Origin of the sequence: Rhodococcus sp. NPDC058639 (assembly GCF_042717545.1) — a bacterium.
In the GTDB taxonomy this organism is placed as follows: domain Bacteria; phylum Actinomycetota; class Actinomycetes; order Mycobacteriales; family Mycobacteriaceae; genus Rhodococcus.
Genome location: NZ_JBHXRF010000007.1, coordinates 68301 through 89605, shown reverse-complemented (window position 1 = coordinate 89605; position 21305 = coordinate 68301). Strand labels below are relative to the sequence as shown.

The 21305-nt window shown below is 67.5% G+C and carries 17 protein-coding genes; 10 read left to right on the top strand and 7 right to left on the bottom strand.

The annotated features are described in order from the left end of the window. Window positions 1-287: 287 nt before the first annotated feature. A complete protein-coding gene (gene asnB / locus ACFWU2_RS15125) occupies window positions 288-2213 on the top strand; it encodes an asparagine synthase (glutamine-hydrolyzing) (RefSeq protein WP_378607552.1) in 1926 nt (641 codons plus the stop codon). A 97-nt stretch (window positions 2214-2310) separates the two neighbouring features. Here asnB and ACFWU2_RS15120 read toward each other — a convergent pair whose 3' ends face one another. Together ACFWU2_RS15120 and ACFWU2_RS15115 are read right to left on the bottom strand one after the other, a co-directional pair. Next, window positions 2311-3279 carry a carbohydrate kinase family protein gene (locus ACFWU2_RS15120; protein ID WP_378607549.1) on the bottom strand — a complete coding sequence of 323 codons (969 nt, stop codon included), beginning with the start codon at window positions 3277-3279 and terminating at the stop codon, window positions 2311-2313. Between the two features lie 127 nt (window positions 3280-3406). After that, window positions 3407-3757, bottom strand: coding sequence for an iron-sulfur cluster assembly accessory protein (locus tag ACFWU2_RS15115; RefSeq protein ID WP_378607546.1), 351 nt, complete (start codon window positions 3755-3757; stop codon window positions 3407-3409). Between the two features lie 159 nt (window positions 3758-3916). On the opposite strand from ACFWU2_RS15115, the gene ACFWU2_RS15110 reads away from it, so the two are divergent. Then, on the top strand, window positions 3917-4588 hold the full coding sequence (locus ACFWU2_RS15110) for a DUF3043 domain-containing protein (protein ID WP_169620208.1): 672 nt from the start codon (window positions 3917-3919) through the stop codon (window positions 4586-4588). On the opposite strand, the gene ACFWU2_RS15105 is transcribed toward ACFWU2_RS15110, so the two are convergent. Further along, on the bottom strand, window positions 4585-4809 hold the full coding sequence (locus ACFWU2_RS15105) for a hypothetical protein (protein ID WP_378607543.1): 225 nt from the start codon (window positions 4807-4809) through the stop codon (window positions 4585-4587). The two genes, ACFWU2_RS15110 and ACFWU2_RS15105, sit on opposite strands and share 4 nt — an antisense overlap. A gap of 122 nt (window positions 4810-4931) precedes the next feature. Here ACFWU2_RS15105 and cobT point away from each other — a divergent pair, with 122 nt between their 5' ends. Then, window positions 4932-6023, top strand: coding sequence for a nicotinate-nucleotide--dimethylbenzimidazole phosphoribosyltransferase (cobT, locus tag ACFWU2_RS15100; protein ID WP_378607540.1), 1092 nt, complete (start codon window positions 4932-4934; stop codon window positions 6021-6023). Beyond that, window positions 6023-6787: an adenosylcobinamide-GDP ribazoletransferase gene (locus ACFWU2_RS15095; protein ID WP_378607537.1), complete on the top strand. Its 765-nt coding sequence runs from the start codon at window positions 6023-6025 to the stop codon at window positions 6785-6787. The genes cobT and ACFWU2_RS15095 overlap by 1 nt, the downstream gene beginning before the upstream one ends. A gap of 89 nt (window positions 6788-6876) precedes the next feature. On the opposite strand, the gene ACFWU2_RS15090 is transcribed toward ACFWU2_RS15095, so the two are convergent. Next, on the bottom strand, window positions 6877-7983 hold the full coding sequence (locus ACFWU2_RS15090; RefSeq protein WP_378607534.1) for a branched-chain amino acid aminotransferase: 1107 nt from the start codon (window positions 7981-7983) through the stop codon (window positions 6877-6879). A 32-nt stretch (window positions 7984-8015) separates the two neighbouring features. Beyond that, window positions 8016-9116: a glycine cleavage system aminomethyltransferase GcvT gene (gcvT, locus tag ACFWU2_RS15085; protein ID WP_378607531.1), complete on the bottom strand. Its 1101-nt coding sequence runs from the start codon at window positions 9114-9116 to the stop codon at window positions 8016-8018. An 81-nt stretch (window positions 9117-9197) separates the two neighbouring features. On the opposite strand from gcvT, the gene ACFWU2_RS15080 reads away from it, so the two are divergent. From ACFWU2_RS15080 to ACFWU2_RS15060, 5 genes are all read left to right on the top strand, one after another. Then, window positions 9198-10715, top strand: a complete 1518-nt coding sequence (locus ACFWU2_RS15080) for a leucyl aminopeptidase (RefSeq protein WP_378607528.1) — start codon at window positions 9198-9200, stop codon at window positions 10713-10715. Between the two features lie 304 nt (window positions 10716-11019). Next, the gene (gene sucB, locus ACFWU2_RS15075) at window positions 11020-13173 is read left to right on the top strand and encodes a 2-oxoglutarate dehydrogenase, E2 component, dihydrolipoamide succinyltransferase (protein ID WP_378607525.1); all 2154 of its coding nucleotides are present in this window, start codon (window positions 11020-11022) and stop codon (window positions 13171-13173) included. Between the two features lie 146 nt (window positions 13174-13319). Next, on the top strand, window positions 13320-14099 hold the full coding sequence (lipB, locus tag ACFWU2_RS15070; RefSeq protein WP_378607522.1) for a lipoyl(octanoyl) transferase LipB: 780 nt from the start codon (window positions 13320-13322) through the stop codon (window positions 14097-14099). A 55-nt stretch (window positions 14100-14154) separates the two neighbouring features. Continuing rightward, entirely contained in the window at window positions 14155-15165 is a 1011-nt protein-coding gene (gene lipA, locus ACFWU2_RS15065; RefSeq protein WP_378607519.1) for a lipoyl synthase, read from the top strand. 78 nt (window positions 15166-15243) lie between these two features. Then, on the top strand, window positions 15244-15984 hold the full coding sequence (locus ACFWU2_RS15060; RefSeq protein ID WP_378607516.1) for a DUF4191 domain-containing protein: 741 nt from the start codon (window positions 15244-15246) through the stop codon (window positions 15982-15984). A 74-nt stretch (window positions 15985-16058) separates the two neighbouring features. Here the strand turns inward: ACFWU2_RS15060 and ACFWU2_RS15055 are convergent, their stop codons facing one another. After that, window positions 16059-16535, bottom strand: a complete 477-nt coding sequence (locus tag ACFWU2_RS15055) for an RDD family protein (RefSeq protein WP_378607513.1) — start codon at window positions 16533-16535, stop codon at window positions 16059-16061. A gap of 210 nt (window positions 16536-16745) precedes the next feature. Here ACFWU2_RS15055 and glnA point away from each other — a divergent pair, with 210 nt between their 5' ends. Continuing rightward, a complete protein-coding gene (gene glnA, locus ACFWU2_RS15050; protein ID WP_378607510.1) occupies window positions 16746-18182 on the top strand; it encodes a type I glutamate--ammonia ligase in 1437 nt (478 codons plus the stop codon). Window positions 18183-18404: 222 nt separating this feature from the next. Here the strand turns inward: glnA and ACFWU2_RS15045 are convergent, their stop codons facing one another. Beyond that, window positions 18405-21173, bottom strand: coding sequence for a LuxR C-terminal-related transcriptional regulator (locus ACFWU2_RS15045; protein ID WP_378607507.1), 2769 nt, complete (start codon window positions 21171-21173; stop codon window positions 18405-18407). Between the last annotated feature and the right edge of the window lie 132 nt (window positions 21174-21305).

The following is a 21305-nucleotide window of genomic DNA, read 5'->3' as shown; positions in this document are numbered from 1 at the left end:
TCAGTAGGGCACACCAAGAGGGCCAGCCCAATTACTACGCAGCGTAGACCAAACCCGGCCGCTATCCATCCTCGGGGCACGAAGAAAGTGTCGCGCCTGGGGATTCGCCCGGAACGTACCGACGTGACGACGGTTTTTGCGCGGTGCCGCCCGCTCGCCCTCCCGGCTGTCTGCGGCATACTCCAAGGGAACAACGACGAACGTCGGCGAACAGTTCCCACGGCCCTGAGCGGTGGTCGCCGGCTGGTTCGCTTCTGACACCCCGACCGGAATGAGGTACCGAACGCGTGTGCGGCTTGCTCGGGTTTCTGACCACCGACGGCACCAGCGACGAGGCCGTCGCCCAGGTGGCGTCCGCAATGCACTGCCTCCGGCATCGCGGCCCGGACGAACACGGCACCTGGAATGATGCCGATCTCGTCTTCGGGTTCAACAGACTGTCGATCATCGACATCGCGCATTCGCATCAGCCGCTGCGCTGGGGGCCTCCGGAGCAGCCCGACCGGTATGCCCTGACCTTCAACGGCGAGATCTACAACTATCTCGAACTGCGCAAGGAACTCGCCGACGAGTTCGGCGCGACGTTCGAGACCGAGGGCGACAGCGAGACCATCGTCGCGGCGTACCACCACTGGGGTGCCGAGGCGGTCCGTCGCCTCCGCGGAATGTTCGCGTTCGCGATCTGGGATACCCACAACCGTGAGCTGTTCCTGGCACGCGACCCGTTCGGCATCAAGCCGCTGTTCCTCGCGACCGGCACCGCCGGCACCGCGTTCGGCAGCGAAAAGAAGAGCCTTCTCGAACTGGCCGACCTGATCGGCATCGGCACCGAACTCGATCCGCGGGCCGTGGAGCACTACACGGTCCTGCAGTACGTGCCCGAGCCCGAATCGCTCCACAAGGAGATCCGCCGACTCGAGTCGGGTTGCTACGCGCGACTGACCCCGGGAGCGGAGCCCGAGATCACGCGGTACTTCGAACCGACCTTCCCGGTGCGCCCCTTCGCGGCAGGCCGGGAGCAGGATCGCTACCGCGAGATCGCCGACGCGCTCGAGGATTCTGTCGCCAAGCACATGCGCGCGGACGTGACGGTGGGTTCGTTCCTGTCCGGGGGCATCGACTCCACCGCCATCGCGGCTCTGGCGATGCGCCACAATCCGAACCTCATCACGTTCACGGCCGGCTTCGAGCGGGAGGGATACTCGGAGGTCGACGTGGCCGCCGAGTCCGCTGCCGCGATCGGTGCGCGCCACGTGGTGCGAGTCGTCTCCCCCGCCGAGTTCGCCGCGGCCATTCCCGAGATCGTCTGGTACCTCGACGACCCCGTCGCCGACCCGGCGCTGGTGCCGCTCTGGTTCATCGCCAAGGAGGCCCGCAAGCACGTCAAGGTGGTGCTCTCGGGCGAGGGCGCCGACGAACTGTTCGGCGGCTACACGATCTACCGGGAGCCGCTGTCGCTGCGACCGTTCGAGTTCTTGCCTCCGGCGCTGCGCCGCGCCGCGGGCAAACTGTCGGACCGGATTCCCGAGGGCACCCGGGGCAAGAGCCTGCTGCACCGCGGGTCGATGCCGCTCGAGGAGCGCTACTACGGCAACGCGCGGAGCTTCAGCGACGCGCAACTGCGGTCGGTGCTGCGCGAGTTCCGGCCCGAGTGGACGCACCAGGACGTCACCGCGCCCATCTACGCGCGGTCGGTGGGCTGGGATCCCGTCGCCCGGATGCAGCACCTGGACCTGTTCACGTGGCTTCGTGGCGACATCCTCGTCAAGGCCGACAAGATGACCATGGCGAATTCACTCGAACTGCGCGTCCCGTTCCTCGATCCCGAGGTGTACCGCGTGGCGTCGCAGGTCCCGCTGGACCAGAAGATCACCAAGGACACCACCAAGTACGCGCTGCGTAAATCGCTCGAGGGCATCGTCCCGTCGCATGTCCTGCACCGCGCGAAGCTCGGGTTCCCGGTGCCGCTGCGGCATTGGCTCGCCGGCACCGAGTTGTTCGACTGGGCACACCAGGTGATCGCCGAGTCCGGCACCGACCACCTGATCGACAAGGCCGCGGTGACGAAGATGCTCGACGATCATCGCGTCGGCACGGTCGACCACAGCCGCCGCCTGTGGACCGTGCTGGTGTTCATGATCTGGCACGGCATCTTCGTCGAGGAGCGCATCGTTCCGCAGATCCAGGAACCGGCGTACCCGGTCGAGGTCTAGGCACCACACGCACGACAACAGACGGTCGTGGCCACTCCGCCGAGCGGAAGTGCCCACGACCGTCTGTTGTCGTTCCGGGGCGCGGTAGCCCGGTGAACTAGAGGATGGCGGCGATCTCGTCCGCGGCAGCCGCACCGTAGGCGTCGGCGAGACGCTTGAGCGCGTCGGCCCGGTCGAAGGTCCACTCCTGCGTCCCGGTGGTCTCGAGGACGTGCACCGCGACCAGCGAGCCGAGTTGAGCGGCGCGCTCGACACCCAGTCCTGCGCGGTGGGCGACGAGGAAGCCCGCACGGAAGGCGTCGCCGACGCCGGTCGGGTCCACCTTCGCGCGGTCCGGGACCACGCCGACGTGCACCCAGTTGCCGTCGCGGTCGACGATCTTCGCGCCGTTGCCGCCGAGCGTGGTGATCCGCATGCCGACCTTGGCGCCGATCTCGTCCTCGGTCAGGCCGGTCTTCTGCTGGAGCAGTCCCCACTCGTATTCGTTGGTGAACAGGTACTCCGCGCCCTCGATGAGCTCGGCGGCCTGCTTGCCGTCGAGGCGCGCGAGCTGCTGGGAGGGGTCCGCGACGAACGGGACGCCGAGCCGGCGGCACTCGTCGGTGTGGCGGATCATGGCGTCGGGATCGTTGGCTCCGATCAGCACGAGGTCGACGCCGTGTTGTGCCACGACATCCGCAATCGAGATCTCGCGGGCCTCGGACATCGCGCCCGGGTAGAACGACGCGATCTGCGCCATGTCCTCATCGGTCGTGCACACGAACCGAGCGGTGTGCGCGGTGTCCGATACACGCACGGACGTGCAGTTCACGCCGTGGTTCTCCAGCCAGCCGCGGTACTCGGCGAAGTCCGCACCGACCGCGCCGACGAGCACCGGAGAACCTCCGAGTACACCCATCGCGAAGGCGATATTGCCGCCGACACCACCTCGCCGGACGACGAGGTCGTCCACCAGGAAGCTCAGCGAGATGTGTGCGAGCTGGTCGGCGAGCAACTGTTCGGCGAACCGGCCGGGGAAGCGCATGAGGTGATCGGTGGCAATGGAGCCGGTCACAGCGATGGTCACGTGGCTGTACCTTTCCGCAGGAATCGGGACGATGAGGCACTCGGGACGAGGCCGTCAGCGCCCTCACGGTACCCGGAGACACGAGAGGGCCCCGGTGCTCTCGCACCGAGGCCCTCTCGAGACCGACTCAGTTGAACGAATCACCGCAGGCGCACGAACCCGTGGCATTCGGGTTGTCGATCGTGAAGCCCTGCTTCTCGATGGTGTCGACGAAATCGATCGCCGCACCTTCGACGTACGGAGCGCTCATACGGTCCACAGCGAGCTTGACGCCGGCGAATTCCTTGGTCAGGTCGCCGTCGAGACTGCGGTCGTCGAAGAACAACTGGTATCGGAGACCCGCGCAGCCGCCGGGCTGCACGGCGATACGCAGTGCGAGGTCGTCACGGCCCTCCTGATCGAGAAGTGCCTTCGCCTTGGAGGCGGCGGCCTCGGTCAGGACGACGCCGTGAGTGGCGGTTTCTTGCTGCACAGTCATGGGCGCTCCCTGTATTTCGTGTCGGACCTGTGGTTCGTGTCGGACCCGGATGCCTCAACGGTACCGCGCCCGGATGTATTCCCCGTGAACGAGTCGCTCAACACAGTGGTATTACAGCCTGGTTTACCCGTTCTCGCGAATATCCCATAGCCTGGAAGGGTGAAGTTGCTACGCCGCGGCGGTTCCGACGAGTCCGCCGACCACGAGGTTCCCGTGCCCGAGGCCCTGCCCGACGGGGAGGCTGTCGCCGCCGCCCCGAAGGTCACCACCGGCAAGGGCCGCCCGACGCCCAAGCGCCGAGACGCCGAAAGCCGCCGTCGCGGCCCGGTCGCCCCGGCCCCGATGACGGCGAAGGAAGCACGCGAGCGACGCAAAGCCGCACGCAAGTCGCAGTCGAAGGACCAGCGCAAAGCCGCTGCAGCCGAGCGTCGCGCGGCCGCATCCGAGCGCCGTAACCGGATGCTCGCCGGCGAGGAGAAGTTCCTGCTTCCCCGTGACCGCGGCCCGGAGCGCGCTTACGTCCGCGACCTCGTCGACAGCCGCCGCAACCTCGTCGGCCTCTTCATGCCGCTCGCGCTGGTGCTCATCATGTCGATGTTCCTCGGCCCCGTCGTGCAGCAGTACGTCACGCTGGCGATGTTCCTCTTGATGCTGCTGATGGTGATCGAGGGTATCTACCTCGGCCGTCTTGTGAACAGGAAGGTCCGCGAGCGGTATCCCGACTCCGCGCAGGGCGGGTTCGGGCTGGGCTGGTACGCGTTCGTCCGCGCGTCGCAGATCCGCAAGCTCCGCGCGCCGCTCCCCCGGGTCAAGCCCGGCGACGCCGTCTAGGAATCCTCGCCCCCTCGGCACGCATCGTGGTTTTCGGCCGCGGCCCGCTCGTCCTCGGACGCTTCGGGCCGCGGCCGAGCCGTGTCTGCGGGCCGGAAGGCGTTGGTCCGCCACCAGGCCCTCGCCGCCCATCCGGGCCGTGCGGGCGGGAGCAACCGGCCGATCTCCGGCGTTGCCGCGAGTGCCAGGAGAAAACCCATGATCACTATGATGTCCGCCATATCGCCAGCCTGCAGCCGATGACCTCCAGCCGAAAGTGGCAGAGAAGACATCAATCGTCGGATTTCTGCCATAGGGCGAATTGATAGCGTCAGTCGGTGATTCCACACGCGAGAGGTGACATGTGACCAGCACCCCCGGCTCACCCGCCGGTATCGAGTTCCCCCAGCTGACCGCGCCGGACCGGGAGGTGCGACTCGTCGCCGAGGAACGACAGCGGGACCTGACGAAGCCTGCCGGCTCACTGGGCCGTCTCGAGGTCCTCGGTTGCTGGGTCGCGGCGTGCCAGGGTGAAGTTCCCCCGCACCCGTTCCGGCGGCCCCGCGTCGTGGTCTTCGCCGGGGACCACGGCGTCGCACGCAACGGTGTCTCCGCGTACCCACCCGAGGTGACGGCGCAGATGGTCGCCAACCTCGTAGCGGGCGGTGCAGCCGTGAACGTCCTGGCCCGAGCAGCCGGAGCAGGCGTCCGCGTCGTCGATATGGCGGTGGACGGCGACACCCCCGCCGAGGTGTCCTCCTTCAAGATCCGCCGCTCGAGCGGGAGCATCGACCGCGAAGACGCCCTCACTCACGACGAGACGGTACGGGCGGTCGAGGCCGGTCGCGCACTCGCCGACAAAGAGGTCGACGAAGGTGCGGATCTCTTGATCGCCGGTGACATGGGGATCGGCAACACCACCCCCGCCACCGTCCTCATCGCGACGCTGACCAGCACCGAACCTGTTGCGGCCGTCGGCCGCGGCACCGGAGTCGACGACGCCGGCTGGATGCGCAAGGTCACGGCCATCCGCGACGCGATGCGGCGTGCACGTCCGCACACCCGAGATCCGATCGCCCTGCTGCGTACCGCGGGTGGTGCCGATTTCGCCGCCATGGCGGGATATCTGTCGCAGGCCGCGGTACGCCGCACGCCCGTGATCCTCGACGGCGTCGTCGTCACCGCCGCGGCGATGGTGGCCGAGGAACTGACTCCGGGCGCATCGCGATGGTGGGTCGCCGGGCATCGGTCCGCCGAACCGGCCCACACCATCGCGCTGCGCCACCTTCGGCTCGAACCGATCCTGGACCTCGACATGCGCTTGGGCGAAGGATCGGGCGCGGTGGCGGCACTTCCCGTCGTGCAGGGTGCGGTGGAGATCCTGGCGAACATGGCGACGTTCTCCGAGGCCGGAGTCAGTACCCGCGACGAGGCTCCCACCAAGACCGCCGGGTGATGCTGCGCCGGTGGATCGACGGCGTGTCGCTGTCGCTCTCGTGGCTGACCGTTCTTCCCGCGCGCGGACCGCACGACATCGACAGGACGGTCGCCGGCCGGGCGATCAGCGCCGCTCCCGTTGCGGGCCTGGTGCTGGGCGTAGCGGCCGCGGCGGTGTCCTGGGTCGCGAGCATCGCCGGTGCGCCGGTCTTCGCCACGGGCCTGCTCTGCGTCGGTGCGCTCGCGGTCGGGACCCGCGGGATGCACGTCGACGGGCTGAGCGACACGGCCGACGGTCTCGGTTGTTACGGACCGCCCGAACGTGCCCGAGAAGTGATGCACAGTGGCGGCGCGGGTCCGTTCGGCGTCGTTGCCCTGATCGTCGTACTCGGCATCCAGGCAGCGTCGTTCGGCGCGCTCGCGGCCGACGGCGGATGGGCGGCGATCCTCGTTGCGGTAGCCGTGGGCCGGGTCGCCGTGGTTCTCGCGTGCCGCCGAGGAGTGTCCGCGGCCCCGGGCAGCGGCTTCGGCACCCTGGTTGCCGGAACGCAGGGTCCTCTTCCGATCGCGCTGTGGCTGGTCGCGGCGACAGCCGCTGCCGTTCTGACCACGCCCGGAACGCCGTGGCTCGGCCCGCTTGCCGTACTCGCGGCACTGGTGCTGTCGACCCTGTTCGTGCGGCACTGCGCCCGCCGGTTCGGCGGACTCAACGGCGACGTGCTCGGTGCGGCACTGGAAGGCACCGTCGCGGCGGTCGCGCTGGTGGCGGCGACCGCGCTCTGACCGAGCGCCTGCCCGACCGAAACAGCCCGACCGAAACAGAAGGGGCCGCGACCGTGGGTACGGTCGCGGCCCCTTCTGCAAATGCAGATCTATGCGCGCAGCGTCGTCATCCAGCCGTGCGTGTCGGCGAACGTGCCGCGCTGGATACCGGTCAGCGTGTCGCGCAGCGCCATCGTCACCGGTCCGGGCTCCCCGTCGCCGATGATGAACTCGCCGCCCGTGTCCTTGATTCTGCCGACCGGGGTGATGACGGCCGCGGTTCCACACGCGAACACCTCGGTGATCTCCCCGCTCGCGGCCTTCTCACGCCACTCGTCGGTGCTGATCCGCTGTTCGTCCACGACCAGCCCGGAATCCTTGGCGAGAGTCAGCAGCGAGTCGCGGGTGATGCCGGGCAGCAACGATCCCGACAGTTCCGGGGTGACGAGACGTGCATCCGCGCCGGACCCGTACACGAAGTACAGATTCATCCCGCCCATCTCCTCGACGTACTTGCGTTCGATCGCGTCGAGCCACACCACCTGGTCACAACCCTGCTCGGCGGCGTGTGCCTGCGCGACGAGCGACGCCGCATAGTTGCCGGCGAACTTCGCGGCACCCGTGCCGCCGGGTGAGGCGCGCACGTATTCACGCGAGAGCCACACGCTCACCGGCCGCACGCCACGCGGGAAGTACGCGCCCGCGGGAGAGGCGATGAGGAGGTACCGGTACTCGTTGGCGGGTCGAACGCCGAGCGCAGGCTCGGTCGCGAACATGAAGGGCCGCAGGTACAGCGACTCCTCCCCGCCCGCCGCGGGAACCCACTCGTGGTCGACGTCGAGCAGTTCGCGAACCGACTTCTCGAACAACTCCGGCGGCAGGTAGGGCATGGCCAGGCGCTCGGCGGACCGGTTCATCCGGGCCGCATTCTCACTCAAGCGGAACGACGAGATGCTGCCGTCCGCCTGCCGGTACGCCTTGAGTCCTTCGAAGATCGCCTGCCCGTAGTGCAGCACCATGGCAGCCGGATCGATCTGGATCGGGGCGTACGGCTCGACCTTCGCGTCGTGCCAGCCGACACCTTCGGTGTAGGTGATCGACACCATGTGGTCGGTGAAGTACTGCCCGAATCCGGGCGCGGACAGAATCTCCTGTCGCCGCTCCGCGGAGCTGGGTGAGGAATGCGGGACGCGGACGAATTCGAGGACACCTGTCATGAACGACAATCCTAACAATCAGCCGGACGAACCTACTTCGTGTGGTCCTCGACGAACGGCGGGTTCACGACCTCGGCCCGCAACGACCGGCCCCGCACGTCCACCGTGACCTCGTCGCCGACGGCGATTCCCGGGGCAGTGTCGAGAAGCGCGAGCGCGATACCGATCTTGAGCGTGGGCGAGAACGTTCCGGACGTGGTCTGCCCGACGGGCACCCCGTCACGCGAGACGGTCAGCCCCTGGCGCAACACCCCGCGGTCGACGGCCCGCAGACCCCACAGGCGCCGTGCCGGTCCGGATTCCTTCTCGGCGAGGAGGGCCTCGCGGCCCCAGAACTGCGGCTTCTTCCAGCCGACGGCCCAGCCCACCCGTGCCTGGACGGGCGAGATGTCGACGGACAACTCGTGCCCGTGCAACGCGTAACCCATCTCGGTCCGCAGCGTGTCGCGAGCGCCGAGGCCTGCCACCTGCCCGCCGGCGTCACGGACCGACGCCGCGAGCGCGCGAAACACCGTCTCGGCGTCGTCCCAGCGGGGCAGCACCTCGAAACCACGCTCACCGGTGTAGCCGCTGCGGCACACCCGCACCGGCATGCCCTGGTAGTCGGCGTCGACGAAACCCATGTAATCGATGTCGGTGGGCAGCCCGAGCCCGGCAAGCACGTCCTCGGCCCGCGGTCCCTGCACGGCGAACACGGCGTAGTCGCGATGCTGGTTCGAGACTGTCACGCCGTCCGGTGCCGCGGCGGACAGCGCCTCGACGACAGCGGCGGTGTTCGCTGCATTGGGAACGAGGAACAGGTCGTCGTCGGAGACGTAGTAGACGATGAGGTCGTCGGTGACACCGCCGGTGTCGGTGCAGCACAGGGTGTACTGCGCCTTGCCGGGGCCGATCTTGGCGAGGTCGTTGGTGAGCGCGGCGTTCACGAATTCGGCGGCGCCGGGGCCATGGACCAGGGCTTTGCCCAGGTGGCTGACATCGAACAGGCCCACGGCCTCACGGACCGCGGTGTGCTCGGCGACCGTCCCGGCGTAGGAGACGGGCATCTCCCAGCCGCCGAACGGTGCGAAGGTGGCGCCGAGTTCGACATGGACGGCGTGGATGGGCCCCTGCTGGAGTTCCTCGTCACTCATGTCGCACGACGCTATCCCACCGCTGCGACCGTTCGGACGGTGGTCACTAGCATCGAAGCCATCACCCCCGCTTCCTAGGAGTTGCCTGTGAGCACACCGACCCCCGCCCTTCCCGAACTCGTACTCGCCGGTTCGGTATCCAAGCGAGCCGACGTTCTCGTCATCGGACTCACCTCGTCCGACAACGGTCCCGAAATCCTCTTCGGCGACGGCCCTGTCGACGAAGCGGTGCTCGGAGAACTGCTCGACACCCTGCAGGCAGTGGGCGCCACAGGCCGCAGCGAAGAACTCACCCGGGTGCCCGCGCCGGCCGGACTCCCCGTCGGAAGCGTGCTCGCCGTCGGCCTCGGAGCCGCGGACCGTATCGACGCCGAACAGGTCCGCCGTTCCGCCGGTGCCGCCGCGCGTGCGCTGACCGGTGTCACCACCGTCGCGACCACGTTGTCGTCGGTCGATCTCGGTGCCGCCGCCGAAGGCTTCGCGCTGGGTTCCTACACGTTCACCGAGTTCCGTTCCGCGAAGTCGGCACCGAAGGATGACGCGCGCCCCGCGACCCGCATCGAACTGCTCGTTCCGTCCGTGCGCGACCGGGCGGCGAAGGCCGTTCTCGCCCGGGCGACCGCAATCGCCGAGGCGGTGGCGACCGCCCGCGAATTCGTGAACACCCCGCCGAGCCACCTCTACCCCGCCGAGTTCGCCGAGCGCGCGAAGGCATTGGGTGAGGCTGCCGGGCTGAAGGTGGAGGTGCTCGACGAGAAGGCCCTCGAGAAGCAGGGCTACGGCGGGATCGTCGGCGTCGGCAAGGGCTCGTCGCGGCCGCCGCGACTGGTGCGGTTGTCGTACTCGGCGAAGAAGCGGAAGGCGCCGAAGATCGCCCTCGTGGGCAAGGGCATCACGTTCGACACCGGCGGCATCTCCATCAAGCCCGCTGCCGGCATGGAAGCGATGACCTCCGACATGGCCGGTGCCGCCGCCGTCGTCGCCACCGTGGTGCTCGCCGCCAAGCTCGGTGTCGCTGCCGACGTCGTCGCCACCGTTCCGATGGCCGAGAACATGCCGTCCTCGACGGCGCAGCGTCCCGGCGACGTGCTGACCCAGTACGGCGGAACGACGGTGGAAGTCATCAACACCGACGCGGAGGGTCGTCTCGTGCTCGCCGACGCGATCGTGCGTGCGTGTGAGGACGAGCCCGACTACCTCATCGATACCGCAACGCTGACCGGCGCGCAGATGGTCGCTCTCGGCAATCGCACCCCCGGTGTGATGGGCAGCGAGGAGTTCCGGGATCGGGTTGCCGCGCTGTCCCAGGAGGTCGGCGAGAACGGCTGGCCGATGCCGTTGCCGGAGGAACTGCGCCGCGACCTCGACTCGCGGGTCGCGGATCTCGCGAATGTCACTCCGCACCGGTGGGGCGGCATGCTCGCCGCAGGCCTGTTCCTGAAGGAATTCGTCGCCGAGGGCGTCCAGTGGGCGCACATCGACGTGGCAGGTCCGGCGTTCAACACCGGTGGCCCCTTCGGGTACGTCGGCAAGGGCGGGACCGGAGTGCCGGTACGCACGATGATCACCGTCATCGAGGACATCGCCGAGCGCGGCTGACCACACCGCCGAGCGCGGCTGACCGCGCCGCGGGCGCGCCCTGCTCCCGGCGCCACCGTGCGCTGCGAGCAGGGCGCGCACTGTCCGCGGTGTGAGACGGTGCTGCCCCTCTGCAACCGCGCCGAGACGATGAGTGCAAGGATGGTTATGGCCATGCCTCGCTTGGGCAGCGGTCCGTCTACCCCTGAAGCACCCGCACGAGTCTCCGGCCTCGAGCACAATGGTGACGACCACACAATGGTTGTCGACCACGAGTCGGTACAACTCAACACACACGAACACAACCGTCGAGGAGTCAACAGACATGGCCTTCTCCGTCCAGATGCCAGCGCTTGGTGAAAGCGTCACCGAGGGAACTGTCACGCGATGGCTCAAGCAGGAAGGAGACACGGTCGATGTCGACGAGCCCTTGCTCGAAGTTTCCACTGACAAAGTGGACACCGAGATCCCCTCGCCCGCTGCAGGCGTCCTGGTCAAGATCGTCGCTCAGGAAGACGACACGGTCGAGATCGGCGGCGAACTCGCTGTAATCGGTGACGCCGGCGAGTCGTCGGACGACGCCGCTCCTGCCGAAGAGCCCGCCGCCGAAGAGCCCGCCGAAGAGCCCGCTGAGGAACCCGCAGCCGAAGAACCGGCCGCCGAGGAAGCTCCCGCGGAATCCGCCCCCGCCGCCTCCGGTGGCAGCGGCGAAGGCACTCCGGTCACCATGCCCGCACTGGGCGAGTCCGTCACCGAAGGCACCGTCACCCGGTGGCTCAAGGCTGTCGGCGACGAAGTGGCCGCCGACGAACCCCTCCTCGAGGTCTCCACCGACAAGGTCGACACCGAGATCCCGTCCCCCGTCGCCGGTATCCTCACCGAGATCACCGCGCAGGAGGACGACACCGTCGAGGTCGGCGGACAGCTCGCCGTCATCGGCTCCGAGGCTCCCGCCGAGAAGCCTGCGGAAGAGCCCGCCTCCACGCCTCCCTCGGAGGAAGCGGCACCCGAGCCGTCCGAGTCGGAGCCGTCCGAGCCCGAGCAGTCCGCTCCGGCTGCTTCCGGTGGCAGCGGCGAAGGCACTCCGGTCACCATGCCCGCACTGGGCGAGTCCGTCACCGAAGGCACCGTCACCCGGTGGCTCAAGGCTGTCGGCGACGAAGTGGCCGCCGACGAACCCCTCCTCGAGGTCTCCACCGACAAGGTCGACACCGAGATCCCGTCCCCCGTCGCCGGTATCCTCACCGAGATCACCGCGCAGGAGGACGACACCGTCGAGGTCGGCGGACAGCTCGCCGTCATCGGCTCCGAGGCTCCCGCCGAGAAGCCCGCCGAGCCCGAGGCGAAGCCTGCGCCCAAGCAGGAGGCTCCCAAGCAGGAAGCGCCTAAGCAGGAAGCACCCAAGCCCGCCGAAAAGCCTGCCGAGAGCAAGCCCGCCGCGTCCGCGTCGGCCGCTCCGAAGGCCGAGCAGGCTGCATCGGCTCCGGCTCCGCAGGCTGTGGCGGCCTCGTCCGGCGACTCGTCGAACGGGTCCAGCCCGTACGTCACTCCCCTCGTGCGCAAGCTCGCTGCGGAGAACGATGTGGACCTGGCCACGGTCAAGGGCACCGGTGTCGGTGGCCGAATCCGCAAGCAGGACGTGCTTGCCGCCGCGGAGGCGAAGAAGGCTCCGGCCGCCGAGGAGAAGGCTCCCGCGAAGTCCGCTCCGTCCGCACCGTCCGGTGCCGCACCGGGTGTGCGTCCCGAACTGGCCGATCTGCGCGGTACCACGAAGAAGGTCAACCGGATCCGCCAGATCACGGCGAAGAAGACGGTCGAGTCGCTGCAGACCACGGCGCAGCTCACGCAGACCTTCGAGGTCGACATGACCAAGATCGCCCAGCTGCGGGCCCAGGCGAAGAAGTCCTTCGCCGAGCGTGAAGGCGTGAACCTCACCTTCCTGCCGTTCTTCGCCAAGGCTGTCGTCGAGGCGCTGCGCGCGCACCCGAACGTCAACGCGTCGTTCGACGAGGGCAAGAAGGAGATCACGTACCACGCGGCGGAACACCTCGGCATCGCCGTGGACACCGAGCAGGGTCTGCTCTCCCCCGTGATCCACAACGCCGGCGACCTGTCGCTGGCAGGGCTCGCACGGGCAATCGCCGACCTTGCCAAGCGCACGCGCAGCGGCGGTCTCAAGCCGGACGAGCTGGCCGGCGGCACGTTCACGATCACCAACATCGGAAGCCAGGGCGCGTTGTTCGACACCCCGATCCTGGTGCCGCCGCAGGCCGCGATGCTGGGTACGGGCGCGATCGTCAAGCGCCCCGTGGTGGTGACCGACGAGACCGGCAACGAGTCGATCGGCGTCCGGTCGATGTGCTACCTGCCGCTCACCTACGATCACCGTCTCATCGACGGCGCCGATGCCGGCCGGTTCCTGACGACGATCAAGCATCGTCTCGAGGAAGCCGCATTCGAGGCCGACCTCGGTCTGTGATCCTCGGTCTGTGATCGACTGAAGGTCGCATCCGTGCTCCACGGATAGCGGGGGCGCCGTCATCACGACGGCGCCCCCGTTTTTTCGTTGTGCGGTCGCGGTACGGGCCGTTCCGCTTCGACCCGACCGGCGTAAAGTCCGGATACATGAGCAACCCCACCGCGTCCGCCCGTTCCGATACCGCGCCGGTCACCGTGGTGCATCTCGGGTCGATCGGGTACCTCGAGGCGTGGGAGCGGCAGCGGGAGATCCTCAACGCCCGCGCCGACGGCACCGGGTCCGACACCCTGCTGCTGCTCGAACATCCGGCGGTCTACACCGCGGGCCGGCGCACCGAGGACGGCGACCGTCCCACCGACGGCACCCCCGTGATCGACGTCGACCGGGGAGGAAAGATCACCTGGCACGGTCCCGGCCAGCTTGTCGGGTATCCGATCGTCAAGCTCGCCGAGCCCATCGACGTCGTCGGGTACGTACGCCGGATCGAGCAGGCACTCATCACGGTGTGCACCGACCTGGGACTGACGTGTGGCCGCATCGAGGGACGCTCCGGGGTATGGCTTCCCGGGGAACTGCGCGACGGCCAGTGGGTGCCCGAACGGAAGATCGCTGCGATCGGGATCCGCGTGCAGCGCGGCGTCACGATGCACGGCTTCTCGCTCAACTGCAATTCCGCGCTCGATGCGTTCGACTCGATCGTGCCGTGCGGAATCCGCGACGCCGGTGTCGCGTCGCTGACCGGGGAACTCGGCAGGGAGATCACGATCGACGATGTCACCCCGGCGGTGACCGAGGCCGTGCTCGATGCGCTCGACGGACGGATTCCCGTCACCACATCCGACATCGACCGGGTCACGTTCGAGGAGGCGGCCGGAGCGGCCGAAGGCTCTTCACGCGCCCCGGAATTCACCACTGTGCAGTTCTGACCGGCGGCGCTCCCCGACCGGGTCACGGTGTGAGCGCGGGCGTACGATCGAGGACGTGACTGTGGCCCCAGAAGGACGCAAACTGCTGCGGATCGAGACCCGAAACGCGCAGACGCCGATCGAACGTAAACCCAACTGGATCAAGACCCGGGCGAAGATGGGCCCGGAATACACCGAGCTCAAAGGCCTTGTACGACGCGAGGGCCTGCACACGGTCTGCGAAGAGGCCGGGTGCCCCAACATCTACGAATGCTGGGAAGACCGTGAGGCGACGTTCCTGATCGGTGGTGAACAGTGCACGCGGCGCTGCGACTTCTGCCAGATCGACACCGGCAAGCCCGCAGCACTCGACCGTGACGAACCGCGCCGCGTCGCCGAATCCGTTCAGGCGATGGGCCTTCGCTACTCGACGATCACCGGTGTCGCCCGCGACGACCTTCCCGACGGCGGCGCGTGGCTGTACGCCGAGACCGTGCGGCAGATCCACGAACTCAACCCCGGCACCGGTGTCGAGAACCTCATCCCCGACTTCAACGGCAAACCCGACCTCCTGCGCGAGGTGTTCGAGTCCCGTCCCGAGGTGCTCGCTCACAACGTCGAGACGGTGCCGCGCATCTTCAAGCGCATCCGCCCGGCCTTCCGCTACCAGCGGTCGCTCGACGTGATCACCGCCGCCCGCGAATTCGGTCTCGTCACCAAGTCGAACCTCATCCTCGGGATGGGCGAAACCCCCGACGAGGTCACCCAGGCGCTGCACGACCTGCACGACGCCGGGTGCGACATCATCACGATCACGCAGTACCTGCGGCCGTCGCCGCGGCACCATCCCGTCGAGCGGTGGGTCAAGCCCGAAGAGTTCGTGGCGCACTCCGACACTGCCCGCTCCATCGGGTTCGCCGGCGTGATGGCCGGTCCGCTGGTGCGCTCGTCGTACCGCGCGGGTCGCCTCTACGCGCAGGCCATGGCCCATCACGGCCGCGAGCTTCCCGCAGCCCAGGCGCACCTTGCCGAGGAAGGCACCGCATCGCAGGAGGCGGGCGCAGTCCTCGCCCGATTCGGTAGCTGACGCTCCGTACCGGCGACGCTGTCCGGTCGGCCCCGGTGGTGGCGAATGTGCCTCCACCGGGGCCGTATCCTTGTGGGTATGGCCAAGGGCAGTAGCAGCGACAAGGAAGCGAAGGCTGCGGCGAAAGCCGCACGGAAGCAGGCGTCGAAGGAGCGTCGCGGCCAGTTGTGGCAGGCGTTCCAGATTCAGCGCAAGGAAGACAAGCTTCTCCTTCCGTGGATGATCGGGGCGCTCGTCGCATCGATCGTGGTGTTCTTCCTCATCGGTTTGATCTTCGGGATCCAGTGGTTCCTGTTGCCCATCGGAATCCTCGTGGGCGTGCTCCTCGCGTTCATCATCTTCGGGCGCCGCGTCCAGAAGTCGGTGTACACGAAGGCCGACGGACAGGCCGGCGCAGCAGCCTGGGCACTGGACAATCTTCAGGGCGCATGGCGTGTCACCCAGGCGGTCGCCGGGACGACACAGCTCGACGCGGTCCATCGCGTCATCGGCCGCCCGGGCGTCATTCTCGTCGGTGAAGGCAACCCCGGCCGGGTCCGGGGTCTCATGGCTCAGGAGAAGAAGCGCGTCTCCCGCCTCGTCGGCGACACCCCGATCTACGAAGTGATCGTCGGAAACGACGAGGGACAGGTCAAGCTCTCGCAGCTCCAGAAGCACCTGTCGAAGCTTCCCCGCAACATCGACACCAAGCGCATGGACACCATCGAGGGCCGCCTGTCGGCGCTCAGCACCAAGAAGACCGGACCGGCCATGCCGAAGGGTCCACTGCCCGCCGGCGCGAAGATGCGCAGCGTGCAGCGCACGATCCGTCGCCGCTGACCCCGCACTCCCCGTTCCACGCAAAGGCCGCCCCGATCCACGGATCGGGGCGGCTTTTCGGTGCCGTGAGGTGTCTAGCGGGCGCGGACGATCGCGGTACCGGTCGCGCGGTCGTGCAGGCCGCGCCCGTCGACATCGGTGACGGTCGCGGGGACGACGAACACGATCAGCATCTGGCGTGCGAGCGCCCGGACGATACCGACGCGGACGGGTGCGTCCACGCGAGCGACGCGCACCCCGGCGAGGAACTGGCCGGGGGTGAACGAGAACAGCGCGACGGTCACGACACCGACGACAAACCAGATGATCAACGTGTATGCCGAGAGCCGGGAGCTTTCGAGCGGGTTCTCGCCGACCAGGCTCGCCGCGATCGCCATCGACAGGAACCAGTCGAGCGACAGGGCCAGCACACGCCGCGCGGTCGACACGAGAGACCCGGGTCCGTGCTGGGGAAGACCGAGCAGTTCCCCGGAGTACGCCTGCTCTTCCTGCTGCCCCTTCGGGAGCGCCGCAGAAGGTCCGGAAAGCCAACTGCCCGTCATACGTGCCATACGTCCAGGATAGGCTGGTCGCTGCGGATCACCACGATCCCATGCACCGGCGGTGACCTCTACCACGTTTCTGTCCTGACAGCGGGGGCAATGCGAGCCGTAACACCGCCGAAACATAGGTTTGATGGGCGGGCAACACCAGGTCCATACCGTCTGATCCGACGCAGGCGCCCCAGCACCATGGCGCGCACCGACTGAAGGAGCACAAGCGTGGCGTTCACCACGGCCGAAGAGGTCATCAAGTACATCGCGGACGAAAACGTCGAGTACGTGGATATCCGATTCACCGACCTGCCCGGCATCGAGCAGCACTTCTCGATCCCGGCGAAGGCGTTCAATCAGGACGTCTTCGAGGACGGTCTGGCCTTCGACGGCTCGTCCGTGCGTGGCTTCCAGTCCATCCACGAGTCGGACATGCTCCTGCTTCCGGACGTGACCACCGCGCGTATCGATCCCTTCCGTGCTGCCAAGACGCTCAACGTGAGCTTCTTCGTCCACGACCCCTTCACTCGCGAGTCGTACTCCCGCGACCCCCGCAACGTCGCGCGCAAGGCCGAGGAGTACTTGGTCAGCACCGGCATCGCCGATACCGCGTTCTTCGGCGCCGAGGCCGAGTTCTACATCTTCGACTCCGTCTCCTACGACTCGAAGATGAACGGCTCGTTCTACGAGGTCGACTCGATCTCCGGCGCCTGGAACACCGGCGTGGACTACAACGCCGACGGCACCCCGAACCGCGGCTACAAGGTTCGCCCGAAGGGCGGCTACTTCCCCGTCGCGCCGTACGACCACTACGTGGACCTGCGTGACGAGATCTCCACCAACCTGCAGCTCGCGGGCTTCGAGCTCGAGCGCGCCCACCACGAGGTCGGCACCGGCGGACAGGCCGAAATCAACTACAAGTTCAACACGCTGCTCTCGGCAGCCGACGATCTCCAGCTGTTCAAGTACATCGTCAAGAACACCGCCTGGAAGAACGGCAAGACCGCCACCTTCATGCCGAAGCCCCTCTTCGGCGACAACGGCTCGGGCATGCACGTGCACCAGTCGCTGTGGAAGGACGGCAAGCCGCTGTTCCACGACGAGTCCGGCTACGCGGGTCTGTCCGACCTCGCCCGCTGGTACATCGGCGGCATCCTGCACCACGCGCCGTCGCTGCTCGCCTTCACCAACCCGACGATCAACTCGTACCACCGTCTGGTGCCGGGCTACGAGGCTCCGATCAACCTCGTCTACAGCCAGCGCAACCGTTCGGCCGCGGTCCGTATCCCGATCACGGGCAACAACCCGAAGGCCAAGCGCCTCGAGTTCCGCGCGCCCGACTCCTCGGGTAACCCGTACCTGAACTTCGCCGCGCAGATGATGGCCGGCCTGGACGGCATCAAGAAGAAGATCGAGCCGATGGCTCCGGTCGACAAGGACCTCTACGAGCTTCCGCCGGAGGAGGCCAAGAACATCCCGCAGGCTCCGACGTCGCTCAACGCGGTCATCGACCGCCTCGAGGCCGACCACGAGTACCTCACCGAGGGCGGCGTGTTCACCACCGACCTGATCGAGACCTGGATCTCGCTCAAGCGTGAGCAGGAAATCGCTCCGGTCAACCTGCGCCCGCACCCGTACGAGTTCCAGCTGTACTTCGACTGCTGAGTCTCGTGATGCGCTGACCTGCCGGACACTCCCCTAGGAGCGTGTCGTCAGCAGGACTCCCGCGGTAGCTCGAAAACTGGTCCGCTTGCCCCGATGTGGGCGAGCGGACCAGTTTCATTTCCGAGCTCGAGGAACATGTGGAACAACTCTTCGACGGCCGGACCGACGACTTTCGTGGTCGAGGGCACGGAGTTTTCCCGCTTCGTCGGGAGTGCCGCGCCCTCAGTCCAGCCGCAGATCTCGGAGTTGACGTCGCGATGTCACTCCGAGTTTTCGGAAGACCTTTCGCAGGTGGTAGTCGACGGTGTTCGGACTGACGAAGAGCTGCGACGCGATATCGGTGTTGGTGTTGCCCGCCGCCGCCAGTCTGGCCACAGATGCTTCCTGCGGGGTCAGTGGCGACGGGCCGCGAGACGCATTCGGCTCGCGGCACTTACCTGTTGCGTCGAGTTCCCGCTGGGCACGTGTGGCCCAGCCTGCCGCACCGAGACGGAGAAATGTCTCCAGCGCGGCGACCAGATGCTGCGCGGCATCCGTCCGTCGACGTCGTCGCCTCAGCCATTCGCCGTAGAGCAGATGAGTGCGGGCGGCATCCATCTCGAGAGCTGGTCCGGTGAGCAGTTCCAAAGCGCGCTCACAACGCGAGGCTGTGTCTTCTCCTTCGAGGTGAGTCATGCTTCGCTCCAGAAGCCCGGCCGCCCACCGGCTCTGTGTGTCCCGGCACTCGATCGTCAACTGTCGTATCAGTTTTTCCGCTGAGTCGCGGTCACCGGCGCGGGCCGCACACTCGATCAGATCGGCCAGATAGAGGGTTCCTGTGAAGAAGGGATCCTCGTGTCCGATCCGGCGTCCGTAGTGCCACGCTTCGGCGTATCTACCTTCTGCCGCCCGGAGCAGCATGGCACCTACGAGGCGTGATGCGCCGCTGCGTCCGTAGCCGACGTTGCGCGCTTCGACCAGAACCTCGTCGTCCTCGTCGATAACAGTCTCGTCGCCCTGCCATCCGCGAACAATGGGGAGCGAGAGCGCTATGTCTGTCCAGAGTCGCGGCAGCCCCATGAAGGCGATGATTTCCCCGGCCCGGGTGAGGTGGTCGGTGCCTTCGCCGATTCTGCCTCGCTGCATGCTGGAGTACGCGCGGAGAAGGAGCACCCGGGCGAGAGCCAGCGCAGCGCCCTGCCTCTGCGCCGCGCGTTCGGCATGTCGGAGCACGGCCTCGACCGCGTCCGGTTCTCGGAGCAGACAGGCCGCGTGTGCAATACACATGTAGGACTGCAGGATTTCCTCATCTGCGGTGTCATTCGTTGTCGCCCGGGCTACTGCTTCCTTCACCAGCGGGGAGGCCGCCGCTCGCCCGTCCAGGACGAGGGTGCTCAGGGCGACGAGCGCCTGCGTTGTCAGGTCCGATCCCGGATCGGTCCGGCAGATATGTCGCGCCTCATCGGCAACCTCCCGAGACGTGGTCCCCTGCACCAGCTCGTCGGCCTGGATCAGAGCCCAGAACGCATTGGCAACCGCCTGTTTGGCATGTGCCGGGTCGAGGGAATGGAGGTACCGCGCTGTGGCGAGCAACCGTTGGGGGCGGTGCGCGAAGACGGGACTCGTGACGGGTGTGAGGACCTCCAGCTCGCACAGCGCAAGAAGCAGTCGCCCACGCGCCGCGTCGTCCAGTCTGGCTGGGTCGAGGGTTGCCAGCAGAGCACCGGCCTGCGCGCCCGCACCCGCGACCAGCGCCGATTCCCCCGCTGCCAGGATGCGCAACTCTTTGCGTGCGGCGTCGGATGTCAATGCCGCTGCACGGACCAGAAGATCGGCCCGAGTCATGTATCCGCCACGCTGAGTGACGATGTCGGCGGACCGCTCCAGTTCTTCGGCAACCTTGTCGTCCGTTCCGACCGTTGCTGCGGCGCGGTGTGTCACCGACTTGTGGACATCGCCTCGCTCGTGCGCCACGCCGGCGAGATGAGAATGCACCCTGCGGAGCTCTGGGCTGGGAGCACCGTTGTAGACAGCTGAGCGCACCAACGGATGGCGAAATGTCACCGTCGAATCCACACGGACGAGACCGGCCAGCTCGGCCCGATGAGCGGCCGCCTCGGGCAGCCCGAGAGCCTCGCCGGCCGCGGTGATGGCGCCCAGATCCCCTTCGGGCTCTGCGGCGGCAGCGAGAAGCCAGGTCCGAGTCTCCCTGGGTAGCCCGCGAATCTGCTTCAGGTAGTGCGCTTCCAGATGTTTTCCCAGGGGAACCGGCTCGTGCAGGAAGTCTTCGCCCCGAAGCTGCTTCAAAGTGAGCTCCCCGGGGAGATCCACCAACGCGAGCGGGTTGCCTCCCGTCGCATCGACAATGCGGTCGACCACGCGGTGGTCCAACGGTCCGCACGAAGAAGTGCGGAGGAGTCGCCGCGCGTCGGCACGGTCCAGTCCCTCGAGTGTCCGGCCCGGGAGGTCGTCCAGCACGGACGAGCCGAATCCCTCGGTGCGAACGGCGAAGAGCAACGCAACACGTTCGACGAGAAGGCGCCTGCCCACGAACGCCAACGCCTGCAGCGACTCGGGATCTATCCACTGTGCGTCGTCGATGAAACAGACGAAGGGCGCGTCATCGGAAAGGCGCGCCAGGAAGGTGAGCAGCCCGAGCCCCACCAGTGATCGTGACGGCGACGGACCCGCCGCCATCCCGCACGCCACGCCGAGAGCTGATCGCTGCGCCCCCGGGAGACTCTCGAACACAGGCCGGTGGCTCAGCATCATTCTCTGCAGCGCGGCATAGGGAAGGTCGGCTTCGGACTCCACACCGACCATGCAGGTGGATCCCAATCGCGGGTGTTCCGACAGCACCGAACAGACAAGATACGTCTTGCCCATGCCGGCGTCACCACGTAGGACTCCGACGACTCCGCGCCCTTCGACCGCGGACTGGAGAAGGCCGCTGAGCCATGCCTTCTCGACGGCTCTCCCGACGAGCCTTTCCGAGGGCGCCCGATTGTCCATCGCGTCCTGTTTCCGAGACCGAGGGTTGCCGTTACCCGGGATGCTAACAAGCGGAGGCTCGAGGCGGAGGTGGAAGGCTACGAGCCCACGGAAAACGCGGGCCCGGTCTCTGGGGGACTACGTGGATCGCGT

Bases quoted from the DNA above. Each gene is read 5' to 3' on its own strand.
- ACFWU2_RS15060 (WP_378607516.1), top strand. From the start codon at position 15,244: ATGGCCAAGGGCAGTAGCAGCGACAAGGAAGCGAAGGCTGCGGCGAAA.
- ACFWU2_RS15045 (WP_378607507.1), bottom strand. From the start codon at position 21,173: ATGGACAATCGGGCGCCCTCGGAAAGGCTCGTCGGGAGAGCCGTCGAG.
- ACFWU2_RS15090 (WP_378607534.1), bottom strand. From the start codon at position 7,983: ATGACAGGTGTCCTCGAATTCGTCCGCGTCCCGCATTCCTCACCCAGC.
- ACFWU2_RS15115 (WP_378607546.1), bottom strand. From the start codon at position 3,757: ATGACTGTGCAGCAAGAAACCGCCACTCACGGCGTCGTCCTGACCGAG.
- sucB (WP_378607525.1), top strand. From the start codon at position 11,020: ATGGCCTTCTCCGTCCAGATGCCAGCGCTTGGTGAAAGCGTCACCGAG.
- gcvT (WP_378607531.1), bottom strand. From the start codon at position 9,116: ATGAGTGACGAGGAACTCCAGCAGGGGCCCATCCACGCCGTCCATGTC.
- ACFWU2_RS15055 (WP_378607513.1), bottom strand. From the start codon at position 16,535: ATGGCACGTATGACGGGCAGTTGGCTTTCCGGACCTTCTGCGGCGCTC.
- ACFWU2_RS15095 (WP_378607537.1), top strand. From the start codon at position 6,023: ATGCTGCGCCGGTGGATCGACGGCGTGTCGCTGTCGCTCTCGTGGCTG.
- lipB (WP_378607522.1), top strand. From the start codon at position 13,320: ATGAGCAACCCCACCGCGTCCGCCCGTTCCGATACCGCGCCGGTCACC.
- ACFWU2_RS15105 (WP_378607543.1), bottom strand. From the start codon at position 4,809: ATGGCGGACATCATAGTGATCATGGGTTTTCTCCTGGCACTCGCGGCA.